Below are 14,514 nucleotides of genomic sequence, written 5' to 3'. Positions count from 1 at the left end.
TCCACGCCACAGAGAGCCGCTACACGGTCTGGACGGGGCCCTCACCGCCCAGCAGGGCGCGCCGCACCACGTCGGGGAACGGGCCGAGGCCGAGCAGCGCCGTGACACAGCTCGTGGCGAGCGCGTGCCAGACCCCGGCCCTGCGCAGCATCGCGTGGTCGCCGTGCGCGAGCAGCACGGCGCCGGCCTCGGCGCCCACCGCGCGGGCGCGCGCCACCAGCGCGACGCTGCCGCGCGGATCGGTCACCCGGTCGCCCTCGCCGTGCAGCAGCACCACCCGGCGGCCGGTCAGCGCGTCGACCGGTTCGTCGGGCGGGCACCACGGCGCGAGCCCGACCACGCCCGTCACCAGGTCGTGCCCGGCCGCCGACAGCGCCGCACGCGCGCCCATCGAGTGGCCGACCAGCACCACGGGCACGCTGCCCGCGAGCAGCGCCAGCTCGTCCAGCGCCCTGCGCGCGTCGCGCGCCGCGTCGGCGCGGCTGCCGTTCCAGCCCCGGTAGCGGTAGCGCACCCGGCCCACCAGCACGTCCTGCCCCTCGGTCGCCCGCAGCACGGCCCTGGTGAAGGGCCGCAGCCGGGCCCCCGGCAGATTCAGCCGGGGCGGCGGTTCCTCGCCGTCGGCGCGGCCCCCGTGCAGCAGCAGGACGGCGGCCCGCGGGCGTGCGACCGTCCTGTCGATGAGCAGCGCAGGCCGCACGGTGGCGTGGCGATCGCGTACAAGCACCTGTGGTCTTCCTTTCACCGGCTCGCCGGGCAACCGCTCGGGGCGTGCGGCACGCTTGAAGCATGCCGGAAGTACCCGAAGTCGAAGCGCTGCGAGAATTCCTCGACGGCCATCTGGTGGGCAAGCGGATCGTGCGCGTGCTGCCTCTGACGGTCAATGTCCTCAAGACCTATGATCCGCCGCTCACCGCCCTGGAGGGCGAGAGTGTCACCGCCGTCGGGCGGCGGGGTAAATATCTTGACATCGTCGCGGGCGAAGCGGGACTGCATCTCGCGATTCATCTGGCCCGCGCCGGATGGCTGCGCTGGAAGGACTCCTTCCCGCCCGCGCCGCCCCGGCCGGGCAAGGGCCCGCTCGCGCTGCGGACCGTGCTGGCCGAGGGGGACGGCTTCGACCTGACGGAGGCGGGCACGACCAAGCGCCTCGCCGTGCATCTCGTACGCGACCTGGCGGACGTGCCGGCCATCGCGACGCTCGGCCCCGAACCGCTCGACGACTCCTTCGACCGCGACGCCTTCGCCCGGTTGCTCGCGGGGGAGCGGCGGCAGCTCAAGGGGGCGCTGCGCGACCAGCGGCTGATCGCCGGGATCGGCAACGCGTACAGCGACGAGATCCTGCACGCGGCGAAGATGTCGCCCTTCAAGCCCGTGCACAACCTCACCGAGGACGAGATCAGCACCCTCTACGAGGCGATGCGCACCACGCTGACCGAGGCGGTCGAACGGTCGCGCGGGGTGGCGGCGGGGCGGCTCAAGGCGGAGAAGAAGAGCGGTCTGCGGGTGCACGGCCGCGCGGGGCAGGCGTGCCCGGTCTGCGGCGACACCATCAGGGAGGTGTCCTTCAGCGACTCGTCGCTGCAGTACTGCCCCACCTGCCAGACGGGCGGCAAACCGCTCGCCGACCGGCGGCTGTCCCGGCTGCTCAAGTAGGACAAGCCGCCCGGCGGGCCCGCGCGCTCACGGCGGTCCCGCACCGTGGCCGGTGCCGTGTACCGTGCCGCGCTCCGTGAGCGTCACCAGCCGTCTGCCGTCGGAGGCCCGTACCTCGAAGTGGTCGATCTGGTCCGGCTGGAGCGCGGCGGCGCCCCGGGTGACCAGCGGTTTCGGCTGCCCCGCCGGCGCCGCCCAGGTCGTCACCGTCTCCCGCGACCCGTCCCGCCCCACGGCGACCAGCGCGCAGCTCCCCGGCGCCGCGGGACGGCTCAGCTCGAATGCGACATCCGTTCCCCATGCCTTCGCCGCCGCCGTCACCACGGCCGCCGTCCCCGTACCGCCGTCGGCCGCCGCCCAGCGCAGGCTCCCGGCGTGGCCGCCGCCCGGCGCCGCCGCCAGCGCGCCCAGCGGACCGCCCACCGCCAGCACGGCGGCGGCCGCCACCAGCAGCAGCCGGCGCGCCTTGCCCCTGCCGCGCACCGCGTCGGCCCGCTCCAGCAGCCGGTACAGCAGCTCCTGCCCGGCGACGGCGACCGGCGCGACGCCCGCCGGGGTCTGCCGCGCGTACGCGTCGAGCTGCGTCCGCACCTCACCGAACCCGTCAAGGCGCAGGGCGCAGCTCGGACACTCCATCAGGTGATCCTCGAAGCGGAAGGCGTCGGCGGCATCCAGCACACCGAGTGCGTAGGCGCCGACATCGCGATGGAGATCCAGGGTCCGCATGCCGTGTGGTACGGAGCGCGGCGGCAAATCACTCAAGCCGGTGCCCGGCCGCCTACACTCCGGCGTCATGTTGCGCGTACTGGCTGTGGACGACGAAGAACCGGCCCTCGAAGAGCTGCTGTATCTGCTCCGCGCCGATCCCCGGATCACCGCGGCCGAGGGCGCGACGAGCGCGACCGAGGCGCTGCGGCTGATCGGGGCCGCGCTCGAAGCGGGTCCCGGCGAGGACGCGGCCGTCGACGTGGTCTTCCTCGACATCCACATGGCGGGGCTCACCGGTCTCGACGTGGCCCGGCTGCTGGCCGGCTTCGCCGAGCCGCCGCTGATCGTCTTCGTCACCGCCCACGAGGGCTTCGCCGTCCAGGCGTTCGACCTGAAGGCCGTCGACTACGTGCTCAAACCGGTCCGCAGGGAACGGCTCGCCGAAGCCGTGCGGCGCGTCGCCGAACTGGTGGGGGAGCGGACCCCGCTGGCCGCCGCCCACAGCGACCAGATCCCCGTCGAACTCGGCGGCGTCATCCGGTTCGTGTCCGTCGAGGACATCGCGTACGCCGAGGCGCAGGGCGACTACGCCCGGCTGCACACCGACACAGGCAGCCATCTGGTCCGGGTCCCGCTGACCACGCTGGAGGAGCGCTGGCGCAGCCGCGGCTTCGTCCGGATCCACCGCCGCCATCTGGTCGCGCTCGCCAGGATCGACGAACTGCGGCTGGACGCCGGGGCGATGAGCGTACGCGTCGGCGCGGCCGAACTCGCCGTCAGCAGACGGCACGCGCGCGCCCTGCGGGACCTGCTGATGCGCAGGACCGCCCGCTGACCGGCGCGCGCGATCTTCCCCGGGCGTCGGCGCCGCCCGTACACTCCGGGCCCGGACACTACAGTGCGGTGGTGACGACGGGGGAGGGGACGCCATGACGGCGGAGGTGCCCCGGCAGGCCGCGCCCCGGCGCGAGGTCGTCACCGGCGAACCCCGCAGGGTACGGCCGCTGCCCCGCTACCGCGCCCAGGCGGAGATCGACGAGCAGACCGCGCTCGGCGACGCCTACGTACGCTCCCTGATGCGCAGTCAACTGCGCGCCGGCATGACCGCGTTCGCCGTTCTCGCGCTGGTCGCGGGCACGCTGCCGCTCGCCTTCGCGGCGCTGAGCCAGCGGACCGTGGTGTGGGCCGTGCTCGGCTTCGGCGCGTACCCGCTGCTCACCCTGCTCGGCTGGTGGTACGTACGGCGCGCCGAGCGCAACGAACGCGACTTCGCCCGGCTCGTGGAGGGCCGGCCGCCGCCGTGAGCCAGGGCTACACGGTCGCGGCCGTGACCGCCGTCGTGGTCGCCACGGTCCTCGTCGGCGGCTTCGGGCTGCGCATCTCCCGTACCACCTCCGACTTCTACGTCGCCTCCCGCACCGTGCGCCCCGCGCTCAACGCGGCGGCGATCAGCGGCGAATACCTCTCCGCAGCCTCCTTCCTCGGCATCGCGGGACTCGTCCTGCTGCACGGCCCCGACATGCTCTGGTACCCGGTCGGCTACACCGCCGGCTATCTCGTGCTGCTCGTCTTCGTCGCCGCCCCGCTGCGCCGCTCGGGCGCCTACACCCTCCCCGACTTCGCCGAAGGCAGGCTGGAGTCGGCCCAAGTGCGCCGTCTGGTCAGCGTGTTCGTGGTCGGCGCCGGCTGGCTCTACCTCGTACCGCAGCTCCAGGGGGCCGGGCTGACGCTGAAGATCCTCACCGGCGCCCCCGACTGGTGCGGCGGACTGCTCGTCGCGCTGGTCGTGGTGATCGCCGTCGCGGCGGGCGGGATGCGCAGCATCACCTTCGTCCAGGCGTTCCAGTACTGGCTCAAGCTGACCGCGCTGCTGGTGCCCGCCGCCTTCCTGCTGCTCGCCTGGCAGGGCGAAGGACGGCCGCGCGTCGACCTGGCGGCGGCGGGGATCGACGGCCGCGCCGACCACCCGCTGTACGCCACCTACGGGCTGATCGTCGCCACCTTCCTCGGCACGATGGGGCTGCCGCACGTCGTCGTCCGCTTCTACACCAGCCCCAACGGCCGGGCCGCCCGCCGCACCACCGTCGTCGTGCTCGCGCTGATCGGCGCGTTCTACCTGCTGCCGCCCGTCTACGGCGCACTGGGCCGGCTCTACGTGCCCGAACTGCCCCTCGGCACCGACTCCGACGCCGCCGTGCTGCTGATGCCGGGCCGGGCCGTCGGCGGGCTCGGCGGCGAACTGCTCGGCGCGCTCGTCGCGGGCGGCGCCTTCGCCGCCTTCCTCTCCACCGCCTCAGGACTGACCATGGCGGTGGCCGGTGTGCTCACCCAGGACGTGCTGCCCTCGCGCGGCGTCCGCCACTTCCGGCTGGCCACCCCGCTCGCCATGGCCGTACCCCTCGGCGGCTCGCTGATGGTCACCGGCATCCCGGTCGCCGACTCGGTCGGCATGGCGTTCGCCGTCTCCGCCTCGTCCTTCTGCCCGCTGCTCGTGCTCGGCATCTGGTGGCGCGGACTGACCCCGCCCGGCGCCGTCGCCGGGCTGCTGCTCGGCGGCGGACTCGCCTTCGTCGCGACCGTGGTCACGGTCAGCGGGACCGTACCGGACGGCTGGGCGCACGCCCTGCTCGCCTGGCCCGCCGTCTGGTCGGTGCCGGTCGGCTTCCTCGCCATGATCCTGGTCTCGCTGGCCACCCGGCACCGGATCCCGCCGGGCACCAGCGCTGCCATGGCCCGCTTCCACCTGCCGGAGACCCTGCGGACCCGGCCTGAGGGAGGCGCGCGATGAGCGGGGCCGCGCTCGCCGCGCTGATCGTGCTCGGCCCGCTGCTGCTGGCGGGCGGCTTCGTGCTGGGCCGGCGTACCGCCCGCCCCGAGCGCAGCAGCGACGTCGGGAACCCCGTCGAGCACGCGACCTTCGAGACGCTGCACACCGCCTCGCTCGCCGCGCCGCCGCTGCGCGCCGGGCTCACCGAGGAGAGCGCGCGCAAGGCGGCCCGCAGACTGCGCTCGCTGCTGGGCACCGACGCGCTGTGCCTCACCGACCGGGACCGGGTGCTGGTCTGGGACGGCACGGGGGAGCACCACGGCGCCGAGGTGATGGACCGGGTCAAGGGGCTGCTCGACAGCGGGCGCGGTACGGCGTTCACCGACGGGTGCGCCGACCTCGACTGCACGATGCGCTGGGCCGTCGCGGCGCCTTTGACCGTCGACCACCGGGTGCTCGGCACGCTCGTCGCCTACGCGCCCCGCGAGTCGGCCGTGCTCGCCAGGGCGGCGGGCGAGGTGGCGCGCTGGGTCTCCGTCCAACTGGAGCTGGCCGAACTCGACCGCTCGCGCACCCAGCTCATCGAGGCCGAGATCAAGGCGCTGCGGGCCCAGATCTCCCCGCACTTCATCTTCAACTCGCTCGCCGCCATCGCCTCGTTCGTCCGCACCGACCCGGCGCGCGCCAGGGAACTGCTGCTCGAGTTCGCCGACTTCACCCGCTACTCCTTCCGCAGGCACGGCGACTTCACCACGCTCGCCGAGGAGTTGCACTCCATCGACCAGTATCTGGCGCTCGTGCGGGCCAGGTTCGGCGAGCGGCTGTCGGTGCGGCTCCAGATCGCGCCGGAGGTCCTGCCGGTGGCGATGCCGTTCCTGTGCTTGCAGCCGCTCGTCGAGAACGCGGTGAAGCACGGCCTCGAAGGGGCCGTCACCGGCAGCCGGATCACCATCAGCGCACTCGACGCCGGGTCCGAGGCCGAAGTGGTCATCGAGGACGACGGCACCGGCATGGAACCCGACCGGCTGCGGCAGATCCTGCGCGGCGAGGGCGGCGCATCGACCGGGACAGGGCTGCTCAACGTGGACGAGCGGCTGCGCCAGGTCTACGGCGACACGTACGGGCTGGTCATCGAGACGGGCGTGGGCGCCGGCATGAAGATCACCGTACGGATTCCCAAGTACCGCGCGGGCGTCCACGGCTGATCACCCGTCAACGACGGTGGCCCGGGGGCCGTCAGAACAGGTGGATCGCCAGATGGCCCAGCGGCAGCCCCAGTTGCCAGGCCGGGGTCCACACCTGCGGTCCCTCCTGCTCGGCCGCCCTGAACGCCTCCCGGCCGCCGGCCGGCGCCACCCCGTCGAGGTCGGGCGCCAGCAGTTCCGTCTCCTCCAGCCACCGCCAGGCGGCGCCCGCCAGTTCCAGATCGGGGTCGGGACTGCCGGTGCCCGCCTCGAAAGCGGCCGCCGTCAGCCTGTCGAGCCGCTCGCACACCCACTCACGCCAGGACGTGCCGTACGCGGTCAGCGAGCGCCACTCCTCCATCCTGGCCGCCACCCGCGGGCCGTCGGCCGAGCTGTCCGAGAGGAAGATGGTCAGGGCCAGCGCGTCACGTCCCGCCCGGTATTCGAGCGTCGTCGGCGGCATCAGCCGGCCGGTGCGCAGCAGTTCGTCGGCGATGTACTCCGCGTACATCCACGCCATCGGCACCAGCAGGCCACCCCCACCGGCCCCTTCGGTACATTCCGGACGCATCGCTCTTCGCCTTCCTTCCCCTCCGCGCGTATCGCTTCACGGAGCATTGAACCGGCGGCGGCTGCTCCGCGTGGCCAGAAGTGCGGGATCGGGCGGCGGACAGGAGCGGATTGTGACGGATGGGGCCGGTGGTGGCGCACATGTGCGCAAACTCCTCGGCGCCTATGTCCTCGGGGCGCTCGCGCCGGACGAGGACCGGCGCGTCGCGGAGCATCTCGACGGCTGTGACGCCTGCGCCGCCGCCTATCTGGAGGTGGCCGACACGCCGTCACTGCTCGCGCTGTTCGACGAGGACGACCTGCTGTAGCCGGGCAGCGCCCGGCCGAGGGCGCGCAGCGCGTAGTACGAGCGGGACTTGACCGTGCCAGGGGGTATGTCCAGGACGGCCGCCGCCTCGCCGACACTCAGGCCGCGGAAGTAGATCTGCACCAGCACGGCCCGGTGCTCGGGGCTGAGCGCCTGCACCGCCTGCCGTACGTCCAGGACGGCGGCCGCGCTCTCGGTGCGGTCCTGCGGGTCGGGCGTCGCCGCCAGCAGCCCGTCACTGACCTCCGGCGGCCGGACGAGCCGGGACCTGCGGGCGTCGATCGCCAGCCGTCGGCCGACCGTGAACAGCCACGGCCGCATCGAGTCGTACGGCGCGTCGAACGCCTCGGGGTGGAGCCAGGCGCGCACCAGGGTCTCCTGGAGCAGATCCTCGGCGCGCTGCCGGTCCCCGTAGGTCAGACCCAGCAGGAAGTGCAGCAGTGCGGGGCCGTGTTCGCGCTGCAACTGCGTCAGCGCCCGCTCGTCGGTCCTGCTGGCCGCTGTCGCGGTGGCGGTGGTCATCATGCACGCTCCTGTCTCCCGTCTGGCGCGTATATGAACGCATCCGGGCGGCGAGTGACAGACAGCTCACAAGGACGTGCGACGAGCGGTCGCTCACTGCGACGAGTGGTGCGGTGAACGGTCCGGCGGGGGCTCGTAGGCGCGGCGTTCGACCATTCCGGCGACTCGTCCGGCCCGGCTCCTTGAAGTCCTTTTATATGCCTATAGGGATTTATTACGTTTATATCCCTCATGCAGTGGAGTGCCTCATGACGAAGCGCACACAACAGGGAGCGGCGGCGGTCGCCGCGCTCCTCCTCGGGTCCGCCGTGGCGGCCTGCGGGGCCCCCGCCAAGGCCCCTCCTCCCGAATCGCCCCACGCGGGCTCACCACCGCCGTCAGCGGCGGGCGGCGCCGTCCCCCGGCGCGGCTTCACCCTCGTCGCCTCCGGTGACGTCCTGCCGCACGACTCGGTCATCCGGCAGGCGAACGCCGACGCGAACGGCGCCGGTTACGACTTCCGGCCGATGCTCTCGGCGGTACGGCCGATCGTCTCGGGCGCCGACGTGGCGATCTGCCACATGGAGACCGTGTACGGCGCCGACGGCGGCCCGTACACCGGCTACCCGTCCTTCAAGTCCCCGCCCGAGATCGCCCGCGCCCTGCGGGACACCGGCTACGACTCCTGCTCGACCGCCTCGAACCACACGCTCGACGACGGCTCGCAGGGCGTGCGCCGCACCCTCGACGCGCTCGACAAGGCCGGCGTCAAGCACGCGGGCTCCGCCCGCTCGGCGGCCGAGGCCAGGCGCCCGGCCATGATGACGGCGGGCGGCGCGAAGGTCGCCCAACTCGCCTACACCTACGGCACGAACGACATCCCGCTCCCGGACGGCCAGCCGTGGGCGGTCGGGCTGATCGACCAGCGGAAGATCATCGACGACGCGCGCGCCGCCCGCGAGGCCGGGGCCGATGTGGTGGTGGTCAGCATGCACTGGGGCACCGAGTGGGAACCGGCCCCCGACGCACAGCAGTTGAGCCTCGCCAAGGCGCTCACCGCGGCCACCACGGACGGCAGGCCCGACATCGATCTGATCCTCGGCACGCACGCGCACGTCCCGCAGGCGTACGAGAAGGTCAACGGCACCTGGGTGATCTACGGCATGGGCGACCAGATCGCCGGCTCGATGGTCAACTACCAGGACCAGCAGGACCCGCGCGGCGACCAAGGCTCCATCGGCCGGTTCACCTTCGCGCCACCGGCGGCCGAGGGCGCGCGCTGGACCGTGAAGAAGGCCGAGTTCATCCCCGAGTGGATGGACACGAACGCGGGCCGCGTGGTCAACCTGCCCGCCGCGCTCGACCGCTCACCCGGGCGCGGTGACTACCGCGAGGCGCAGTCCGCGATCAGCGAGGCGGTGCTCAGCCGCGGCGCCGCGGCCGACGGACTCACGATGGGCCACTGACCCGCCCCTGCGGCGGCCGCCGTACGGGCCGCCGCGCAGGCCGACCGGCCGGTTACGGGACGACCGTGACCGGCCACCGGCCCGCCTTCACCAGCCGTACCGCGACCGATCCGACGATCCGGTGCCCCGCCGACTCCGAAGCGCCCACGACCACCGCGTCCGCCTTCAGTTCGTCGGCCGCCGTGACCAGGCCGTTGAACGGATCGCCGCGGAAGGTGTGGAACTCCCAGCGCACATCCCATATGTCCTTGACCCGCTCGGTGGACTGCCGCAGTTCCTCGATCAGTTCCTCGGCGATCTGCCCGGTGGTGTCGGCGACCGGCGCGCCGAGCGACGCTCCGGCCGGCAGCACGGGCTGTACGTAGACGATGGCGAGCAGCGCCTTCTGCCGGCGGGCGAGGCCCCCGGCGTAGGAGGCGGCACGGAACGACGACTGGGATCCGTCCACGCCCACGACGATCACTTTCGGACCGTCGGTACCGCGTTCGAACTGGGTGGGCTGCTGGTCAGTCACGGCACGCAGGCTATCCGCTCCCGCCGGAGTGTCCACCTCCGGTCTCCCCTTCGGCCGGACTCAAGCGCCGGTCAGGCTGGTTCCATCGGGTGCTTTCACCCCGACACCCGTGTTGGTCAGCCCCCGTGAGCGGGCACCGTGCGAGCCATTGGTCATGAAAAAGGACCAGATGATCCCGGGCCGCCGACGCGTCCTGCGGATCGCCGCCTGCTTCGGAGCCGCCGCCGTCACCGCGAGGGTCATCAGCGCGGGACAGGCCCAGACCCCCGGCCACCCGGCCGCGCCCCCGCCGGCCGCCGGGCCGCAGGCGGCGGCGAAGCTCAAACCGTCCGCCTACCGGCTGCGCCCCATGACCGCCGAGAACCCGCCCGGCTACCGCGCCCCGGCGCCGCCCGTGCGCAAGGAGCCCTTCCTGGAACTGACCGGCCTCGGCCGGTCCGTCGTGCTCACCTTCGACGACGGCCCCGACCCCACCTGGACCCCCGAGATCCTGACCGTGCTGCGCGAGCACGACGTGCACGCCATGTTCTTCGTCTGCGGCGAGATGGCCTCGTACTACCCCGACGTGCTGCGCCGTGCGGCGGACGAGGGCCACCTCATCGGCAACCACACCTGGACCCACCCCGAGCTGCCCACCCTCACCCCCGCGAAGATCAAGAGCGAGATGGAGCGGACCAGCGAGCTGATCGAGAAGACCACCGGCACCGCGCCGTCCTGGTTCCGCGCGCCCTACGGAGCCTGGAACAAGCAGGCCTTCGCACTCGGCGCCGCCCTGGGCATGGAGCCGCTCGCCTGGACCGTCGACACCCTCGACTGGACCCGGCCCGGCACCGACAAGATCGTGCGTACCGTGCTCGGCGGCGCCAAGCCGGGCGTGGTGGTGCTCTCGCACGACGGGGGCGGCAAGCGCGACCAGAGCGTGGCGGCGCTCCGCCGCTATCTGCCCGAACTCGTCGACGCGGGCTACAGCGCGGTGCTGCCGCACCCCTGATCCGCCGGCCCCCTGACCCGGCTGGTCAGCGGGTGCTGACCAGCCGGGCGAAGACCACGACGTTGCCGTCGTAGCCGCCGGCCTTCGAGTAGCCACCGCCGCAGGTGATCACCCGCAGCTCCGGGTACCCGGTGTCGCCGTACACCCGGGCGCCGGGGAAGTCCTTCTTGGCGAAGACCTCGACCCCGTAGATCTTGAACACGGCGACCTTGTCGTCGAACCGCTTCACCTCGACGTGCTCGCCCTTCTTGAGGGCCCCGAGGCCGTAGAAGACGGCGGGCCCCGACTCGTTGTCGACATGGCCCACGACCACCGACGTGCCGCGCTGGCCCGGTGCGATCCCGTTCTGGTACCAGCCGGCCATGTTCGGGTCCTGCGGCGGCGGGGCCTCGATCCAGCCGTCGGCGTCCGTACCCACCTCCATCACGGGCGCGTCCACCTTGATCTCGGGGATCCGCACCCGGGACATCGGGGCGTACGGCAGCGGCTTCACCCGGGTCGCGGGCACGGCTGCGGCGGCCGGGTCCCGGTGCAGACCGTCCAGCGAGGCGGCGGAGGCGGGCTGCGGGGGTCCCAGCGGTACGTCGACGCCGTTGCGCATCAGCGCGATCCCGGTGAGCATCACGAGAGCCAGCACGCCCCAGGGCGCCCGTTTCCTGGACTCCGGGCCGCTGTGGTCCTGGCCCATGGTTCTCCCTTCGTCGGCACCTGTACGGCACGCTAAGCGCGCGGTGCCGCCGCGGCGATCACTGGCGGGCGAACGGGTGGCCCCCGGGCCCGCGGTGACCCATCAGAGTATTCGGCACATAAAACTTCTGATGGGCCGTGACCTGCGGCTGGGCCACGGCGCGAGGCCGTCTGACGGCGTGTCGGCTCACCGGGGTGGACCAGTGCCGACATGCGACGGATGTGGCGTCCGGTGATGGTTCGTCATGGAAGGCGTACTCGTCGAATTTCCCGGAGCACCGCTTTGGGGCGTCTTCCACTGGAGGTTCAACGATGCGTGCTTCACGCGCTCTCGCGGTGACCGCTACCGCCTGCGCGGCCGTGGCGCTCTCCGCCCCACTGGCCGCCGCCAACAACGGTCCTTCCAACGTCATGGTCAACCCGTCGGCGGTCCACCCGGGCGGCACGATCCAGATCTCCGCCGACGGCTGCGGCCACGGCGGCTGGGTCTCGTCCAACGCCTTCCCGAAGGCCAAGCTGCCGTCGGTGGAGTCCGGGCACGTCAGCACCACGGCGCGGATCTACAACAACGCCACCCCCGGCCGGTACAGCCTCACCGTGAAGTGCAACGACAACCCCAACACGGTGTCGCAGCAGTTCACCGTCCTCTCCGGGCGGGGCGCGCTGGGCGGCCTCGGCGGCAGCGTCGGACCGAGCTCGACGGAGATGGCGATCGGCGCGAGCCTCGTCGCGACGGCGGCCGTCGGCGGTTCGCTGTTCATCGCACGCCGGCGCCGGATGAGCGGCTCGGCCGTCTGACCCGCTTCCCGTACTCCCCGAACGCCCGTCGCCCCGGGTCCTGGTTCAGGACCCGGGGCGACGGGCTGTCGTGCGGTCGGCTGCGCGGTCAGTGACCGCGCCCCTCGGCGCGCCGGCGCGCCACGTAGATGGTGCCGGTGGCCGCGGCCATCACCAGCGCCGTGCCCGCGACGATCTGCGCCGTGGACACCCCGCCGACGCTGCCGCCGAGACCGCCCCTGACCCCGGCGGTCGGCGCGATCGTGGCCGCGCTGACCGTCGGTGTGGGCCGCGGCGAAGGGCCGGCGCCCGCGATGGTCAGGTTGGTCGTGCCCGAGCTGCCGTCGCAGGTGAAGGTCACCTTGTAGACGGCGCCGCGCTTGGCGTCGAAGTCGACGGTGGCCGTCGCCGTCCGGCCCTTGGGGATCGTCACGTTGTCGAAGACGGCGGAGGACGCCGTCGCGCTCTCGTCGCAGTCGGTGACCGAGAGCGTCACCTTGCCGCCCGCCGCGATCGTCGACGGGGTGACGGAGAAGCCGAACGGCGTGATGTTGCCTTCGGGCGCCGCGGTGGCGACGGGGGCGGTGAGGGCGAGCGCCGCCGCTCCCAGCAGAGCGGCGGATGCGGCACGTATCACGCGCATGGTGAGTCCTCCGGGTCCCCGAGGAGCAGTCGCGGAACCGATTTCCGCACATGGCGTGGAATGCACCTCGATGCCCGAAACGCTAGGAGCGCACTATCACACCCGCGAACGCTGTCGGGCGAATGGGGCACGGATGTCCCCCGGGCGGCGGACATCCGTGCCGGACCTGACGTGTACGGGCGGGATGAGGACGGATCAGGACTTGATGCCGGGGAACAGATCGAGGAACGGCCCCGCCGTCGCCGCGATGCCGCGGCCGTAGGGGGCGTCGAAGTCCCAGATGAGGAAGAGCAGGAAGGCGATCAGCACGCTGAACAGCCCTGCCAGCAGCAACTCCCGGAACGTGCGCCGGATCTGCAGCAGGAAGATCAGCCCCACCGTGACCACGGCTCCGATGATCAGCCCGAACCAGACGACCCCCGGCATGGTCGCGCCCGCGTTCTCCCCGCGCGCCCCTCTGGCGTCGTCCGCCGCCGCCACCGCGTCGACGAGCGGCTGGTACGCCTGTCCCTCCAGGTCGGTCTTCGGCGCGTACTGCGTGACATCGCGGCGGATCTGGTCGAAGAGCGTCGTGCCCCGCTTGCTCAGGGCCTCGTGCTCGGACATGTGCGGCCATTCGGTCTTCACGACGTACTGGACGTACGTGTCGATGTCGCCGCGGATCCGGTCGCGTACCTCGGGCGGATAGACCTGCACGCGCTGCTGCACCTCGTGCAGGGACTGGGCCTCCTGGCGCACGTTCTCCTGGGCGCTGCCACGCGCCTCCCAGACGCCGGCGATCGCCAGACCCAGCACGATCGCGTAGATCACGCCGATCATCATCGTCATGTAGTCCATGACGTCGGGGGTCTCGGTGGGATCGTCGTCCTCTCCGATACGGCGGTTGTTGATGATGACGATGGTGAGGACGACGACGCACGCGGCGGCCATCGCGATGCTCAGAACGAGCCATTCCTGCATGGGGTCTCCATGGTTCAGCGGGCACGTGGCCGCAGTACGGCCACGGCGAGTACGGCCGGAGCCGTGATCATCAGCATCATCAGGACGGGCGATGTGCCCTTCCTCGGCTGCTTGCGTACTGCCTTGTGGTAGGCGGGCAGCGCCACCGGGGACGGCGAGGGGGTGACGGACGGGGTCGGTGACGGGGTCGGCTTCGGCTTCGGCGGCGGCGGGGCAGCCGGTTCGGGAGCCGGTGGCGGCGCCGGGGGCGGTGGCGTCGGCCTCGGCGGCCGGGGCGCGGGGCGCGGCGGCGGTGGCTGGGGCGTCACCCGCGGGGGCGGCGGGGTCGGCTTCGGCGGCGGAGCCGGCGGCTTCGGCTTCGGCGGTTTCGGCGGAGGCGGCGGCGGTGGTGGCGGGGGCGGTGGCGGCGGTGGCGGTTCGGGCGGCGGGGTGGGGGTGGGCGTCGGCCAGCAGTCGTTGTCGCCGGCGTGGGCGACCGCCGTCCACCCGCCGGGGCCGAGCGAGGCATAGGCGCAGCTATCGGCGGTGGCGGGCACCGGAGCCGCGAGCAGCCAGAGGAGCGCCGAGGCAGCCAGCAGCCGTCCGGCGTGGGATCCGTACACGGGCGAGATATTGGACTCGGATTTCTCGCGGCGCGCCGGTAGTCCGCTGGATTCCCCCAGATAGGGGGATTTGGTGGGCACGCATTCTCGATTCACAAGTTTTTTTCGGCCGCTTTGAACGCTGAGCACCCCGCCGCCCGTACCTAGGGCCATGAACGGCGCACCCGGGCGCTTCAACTAG

19 protein-coding genes are annotated in these 14,514 nt (G+C 72.6%); 10 read left to right on the top strand and 9 right to left on the bottom strand.

What is annotated here, in order from left to right; genetic code table 11:
• Positions 1–19: 19 nt before the first annotated feature.
• Entirely contained in the window at positions 20–727 is a 708-nt protein-coding gene (locus tag ACZ63I_RS18380; RefSeq protein ID WP_469339781.1) for an alpha/beta hydrolase, read from the bottom strand.
• 62 nt (positions 728–789) lie between these two features.
• On the opposite strand from ACZ63I_RS18380, the gene ACZ63I_RS18375 reads away from it, so the two are divergent.
• Entirely contained in the window at positions 790–1,656 is an 867-nt protein-coding gene (locus tag ACZ63I_RS18375) for an Fpg/Nei family DNA glycosylase (RefSeq protein ID WP_469339779.1), read from the top strand.
• A gap of 27 nt (positions 1,657–1,683) precedes the next feature.
• Here ACZ63I_RS18375 and ACZ63I_RS18370 read toward each other — a convergent pair whose 3' ends face one another.
• Positions 1,684–2,382: an anti-sigma factor family protein gene (locus ACZ63I_RS18370; RefSeq protein ID WP_469339777.1), complete on the bottom strand. Its 699-nt coding sequence runs from the start codon at positions 2,380–2,382 to the stop codon at positions 1,684–1,686.
• 67 nt (positions 2,383–2,449) lie between these two features.
• On the opposite strand from ACZ63I_RS18370, the gene ACZ63I_RS18365 reads away from it, so the two are divergent.
• From ACZ63I_RS18365 to ACZ63I_RS18350, 4 genes are all read left to right on the top strand, one after another.
• On the top strand, positions 2,450–3,199 hold the full coding sequence (locus ACZ63I_RS18365) for a LytR/AlgR family response regulator transcription factor (RefSeq protein WP_469339776.1): 750 nt from the start codon (positions 2,450–2,452) through the stop codon (positions 3,197–3,199).
• 94 nt (positions 3,200–3,293) lie between these two features.
• Positions 3,294–3,668: a hypothetical protein gene (locus tag ACZ63I_RS18360; protein WP_469339775.1), complete on the top strand. Its 375-nt coding sequence runs from the start codon at positions 3,294–3,296 to the stop codon at positions 3,666–3,668.
• The gene (locus ACZ63I_RS18355; RefSeq protein WP_469339773.1) at positions 3,665–5,152 is read left to right on the top strand and encodes a sodium/solute symporter; all 1,488 of its coding nucleotides are present in this window, start codon (positions 3,665–3,667) and stop codon (positions 5,150–5,152) included. Before ACZ63I_RS18360 ends, ACZ63I_RS18355 begins: the two co-directional genes overlap by 4 nt.
• Entirely contained in the window at positions 5,149–6,336 is a 1,188-nt protein-coding gene (locus ACZ63I_RS18350; RefSeq protein WP_469339772.1) for a sensor histidine kinase, read from the top strand. The genes ACZ63I_RS18355 and ACZ63I_RS18350 overlap by 4 nt, the downstream gene beginning before the upstream one ends.
• Before the next feature lie 31 nt (positions 6,337–6,367).
• On the opposite strand, the gene ACZ63I_RS18345 is transcribed toward ACZ63I_RS18350, so the two are convergent.
• On the bottom strand, positions 6,368–6,886 hold the full coding sequence (locus ACZ63I_RS18345) for a hypothetical protein (protein ID WP_469339771.1): 519 nt from the start codon (positions 6,884–6,886) through the stop codon (positions 6,368–6,370).
• A 112-nt stretch (positions 6,887–6,998) separates the two neighbouring features.
• Here ACZ63I_RS18345 and ACZ63I_RS18340 point away from each other — a divergent pair, with 112 nt between their 5' ends.
• Complete coding sequence (locus ACZ63I_RS18340) at positions 6,999–7,193, top strand: zf-HC2 domain-containing protein (RefSeq protein ID WP_469339770.1); 195 nt, start codon at positions 6,999–7,001, stop codon at positions 7,191–7,193.
• Here the strand turns inward: ACZ63I_RS18340 and ACZ63I_RS18335 are convergent.
• Positions 7,130–7,714 carry a sigma-70 family RNA polymerase sigma factor gene (locus ACZ63I_RS18335; protein WP_469339768.1) on the bottom strand — a complete coding sequence of 195 codons (585 nt, stop codon included), beginning with the start codon at positions 7,712–7,714 and terminating at the stop codon, positions 7,130–7,132. The two genes, ACZ63I_RS18340 and ACZ63I_RS18335, sit on opposite strands and share 64 nt — an antisense overlap.
• Positions 7,715–7,962: 248 nt before the next feature.
• Between ACZ63I_RS18335 and ACZ63I_RS18330 the strand changes: the two genes are divergently transcribed.
• Positions 7,963–9,159, top strand: a complete 1,197-nt coding sequence (locus tag ACZ63I_RS18330; protein WP_469339767.1) for a CapA family protein — start codon at positions 7,963–7,965, stop codon at positions 9,157–9,159.
• 52 nt (positions 9,160–9,211) lie between these two features.
• Here ACZ63I_RS18330 and ACZ63I_RS18325 read toward each other — a convergent pair whose 3' ends face one another.
• The gene (locus ACZ63I_RS18325; protein WP_041993662.1) at positions 9,212–9,673 is read right to left on the bottom strand and encodes a universal stress protein; all 462 of its coding nucleotides are present in this window, start codon (positions 9,671–9,673) and stop codon (positions 9,212–9,214) included.
• Positions 9,674–9,827: 154 nt separating this feature from the next.
• Between ACZ63I_RS18325 and ACZ63I_RS18320 the strand changes: the two genes are divergently transcribed.
• The gene (locus ACZ63I_RS18320) at positions 9,828–10,664 is read left to right on the top strand and encodes a polysaccharide deacetylase family protein (RefSeq protein ID WP_469339765.1); all 837 of its coding nucleotides are present in this window, start codon (positions 9,828–9,830) and stop codon (positions 10,662–10,664) included.
• A gap of 25 nt (positions 10,665–10,689) precedes the next feature.
• Here the strand turns inward: ACZ63I_RS18320 and ACZ63I_RS18315 are convergent, their stop codons facing one another.
• Positions 10,690–11,352, bottom strand: coding sequence for a class F sortase (locus tag ACZ63I_RS18315; protein ID WP_041993669.1), 663 nt, complete (start codon positions 11,350–11,352; stop codon positions 10,690–10,692).
• 311 nt (positions 11,353–11,663) lie between these two features.
• Between ACZ63I_RS18315 and ACZ63I_RS18310 the strand changes: the two genes are divergently transcribed.
• Positions 11,664–12,149: a hypothetical protein gene (locus ACZ63I_RS18310; protein ID WP_469339763.1), complete on the top strand. Its 486-nt coding sequence runs from the start codon at positions 11,664–11,666 to the stop codon at positions 12,147–12,149.
• An 88-nt stretch (positions 12,150–12,237) separates the two neighbouring features.
• Here the strand turns inward: ACZ63I_RS18310 and ACZ63I_RS18305 are convergent, their stop codons facing one another.
• From ACZ63I_RS18305 to ACZ63I_RS18295, 3 genes are all read right to left on the bottom strand, one after another.
• Positions 12,238–12,771 (bottom strand): hypothetical protein, encoded by a 534-nt coding sequence (locus ACZ63I_RS18305; protein WP_469339761.1) that lies wholly within the window; start codon positions 12,769–12,771, stop codon positions 12,238–12,240.
• Positions 12,772–12,966: 195 nt separating this feature from the next.
• A complete protein-coding gene (locus ACZ63I_RS18300) occupies positions 12,967–13,731 on the bottom strand; it encodes a bestrophin-like domain (protein ID WP_469339760.1) in 765 nt (254 codons plus the stop codon).
• Positions 13,732–13,745: 14 nt separating this feature from the next.
• Positions 13,746–13,877, bottom strand: a complete 132-nt coding sequence (locus ACZ63I_RS18295) for a hypothetical protein (RefSeq protein ID WP_469339759.1) — start codon at positions 13,875–13,877, stop codon at positions 13,746–13,748.
• 16 nt (positions 13,878–13,893) lie between these two features.
• On the opposite strand from ACZ63I_RS18295, the gene ACZ63I_RS18290 reads away from it, so the two are divergent.
• Positions 13,894–14,241, top strand: coding sequence for a hypothetical protein (locus tag ACZ63I_RS18290; protein ID WP_469339758.1), 348 nt, complete (start codon positions 13,894–13,896; stop codon positions 14,239–14,241).
• Positions 14,242–14,514: the final 273 nt, after the last annotated feature.

Source organism: Streptomyces sp. NPDC087906, assembly GCF_055584925.1.
The sequence above is the reverse complement of the archived record's forward strand: the minus strand, read 5'-3'. Positions and strand labels throughout refer to the sequence as shown.

Bases quoted from the DNA above. Each gene is read 5' to 3' on its own strand.
- ACZ63I_RS18375 (WP_469339779.1), top strand. From the start codon at position 790: ATGCCGGAAGTACCCGAAGTCGAAGCGCTGCGAGAATTCCTCGACGGC.
- ACZ63I_RS18370 (WP_469339777.1), bottom strand. From the start codon at position 2,382: ATGCGGACCCTGGATCTCCATCGCGATGTCGGCGCCTACGCACTCGGT.
- ACZ63I_RS18365 (WP_469339776.1), top strand. From the start codon at position 2,450: ATGTTGCGCGTACTGGCTGTGGACGACGAAGAACCGGCCCTCGAAGAG.
- ACZ63I_RS18360 (WP_469339775.1), top strand. From the start codon at position 3,294: ATGACGGCGGAGGTGCCCCGGCAGGCCGCGCCCCGGCGCGAGGTCGTC.
- ACZ63I_RS18350 (WP_469339772.1), top strand. From the start codon at position 5,149: ATGAGCGGGGCCGCGCTCGCCGCGCTGATCGTGCTCGGCCCGCTGCTG.
- ACZ63I_RS18345 (WP_469339771.1), bottom strand. From the start codon at position 6,886: ATGCGTCCGGAATGTACCGAAGGGGCCGGTGGGGGTGGCCTGCTGGTG.
- ACZ63I_RS18335 (WP_469339768.1), bottom strand. From the start codon at position 7,714: ATGACCACCGCCACCGCGACAGCGGCCAGCAGGACCGACGAGCGGGCG.
- ACZ63I_RS18330 (WP_469339767.1), top strand. From the start codon at position 7,963: ATGACGAAGCGCACACAACAGGGAGCGGCGGCGGTCGCCGCGCTCCTC.
- ACZ63I_RS18320 (WP_469339765.1), top strand. From the start codon at position 9,828: ATGAAAAAGGACCAGATGATCCCGGGCCGCCGACGCGTCCTGCGGATC.
- ACZ63I_RS18315 (WP_041993669.1), bottom strand. From the start codon at position 11,352: ATGGGCCAGGACCACAGCGGCCCGGAGTCCAGGAAACGGGCGCCCTGG.
- ACZ63I_RS18310 (WP_469339763.1), top strand. From the start codon at position 11,664: ATGCGTGCTTCACGCGCTCTCGCGGTGACCGCTACCGCCTGCGCGGCC.
- ACZ63I_RS18305 (WP_469339761.1), bottom strand. From the start codon at position 12,771: ATGCGCGTGATACGTGCCGCATCCGCCGCTCTGCTGGGAGCGGCGGCG.
- ACZ63I_RS18300 (WP_469339760.1), bottom strand. From the start codon at position 13,731: ATGCAGGAATGGCTCGTTCTGAGCATCGCGATGGCCGCCGCGTGCGTC.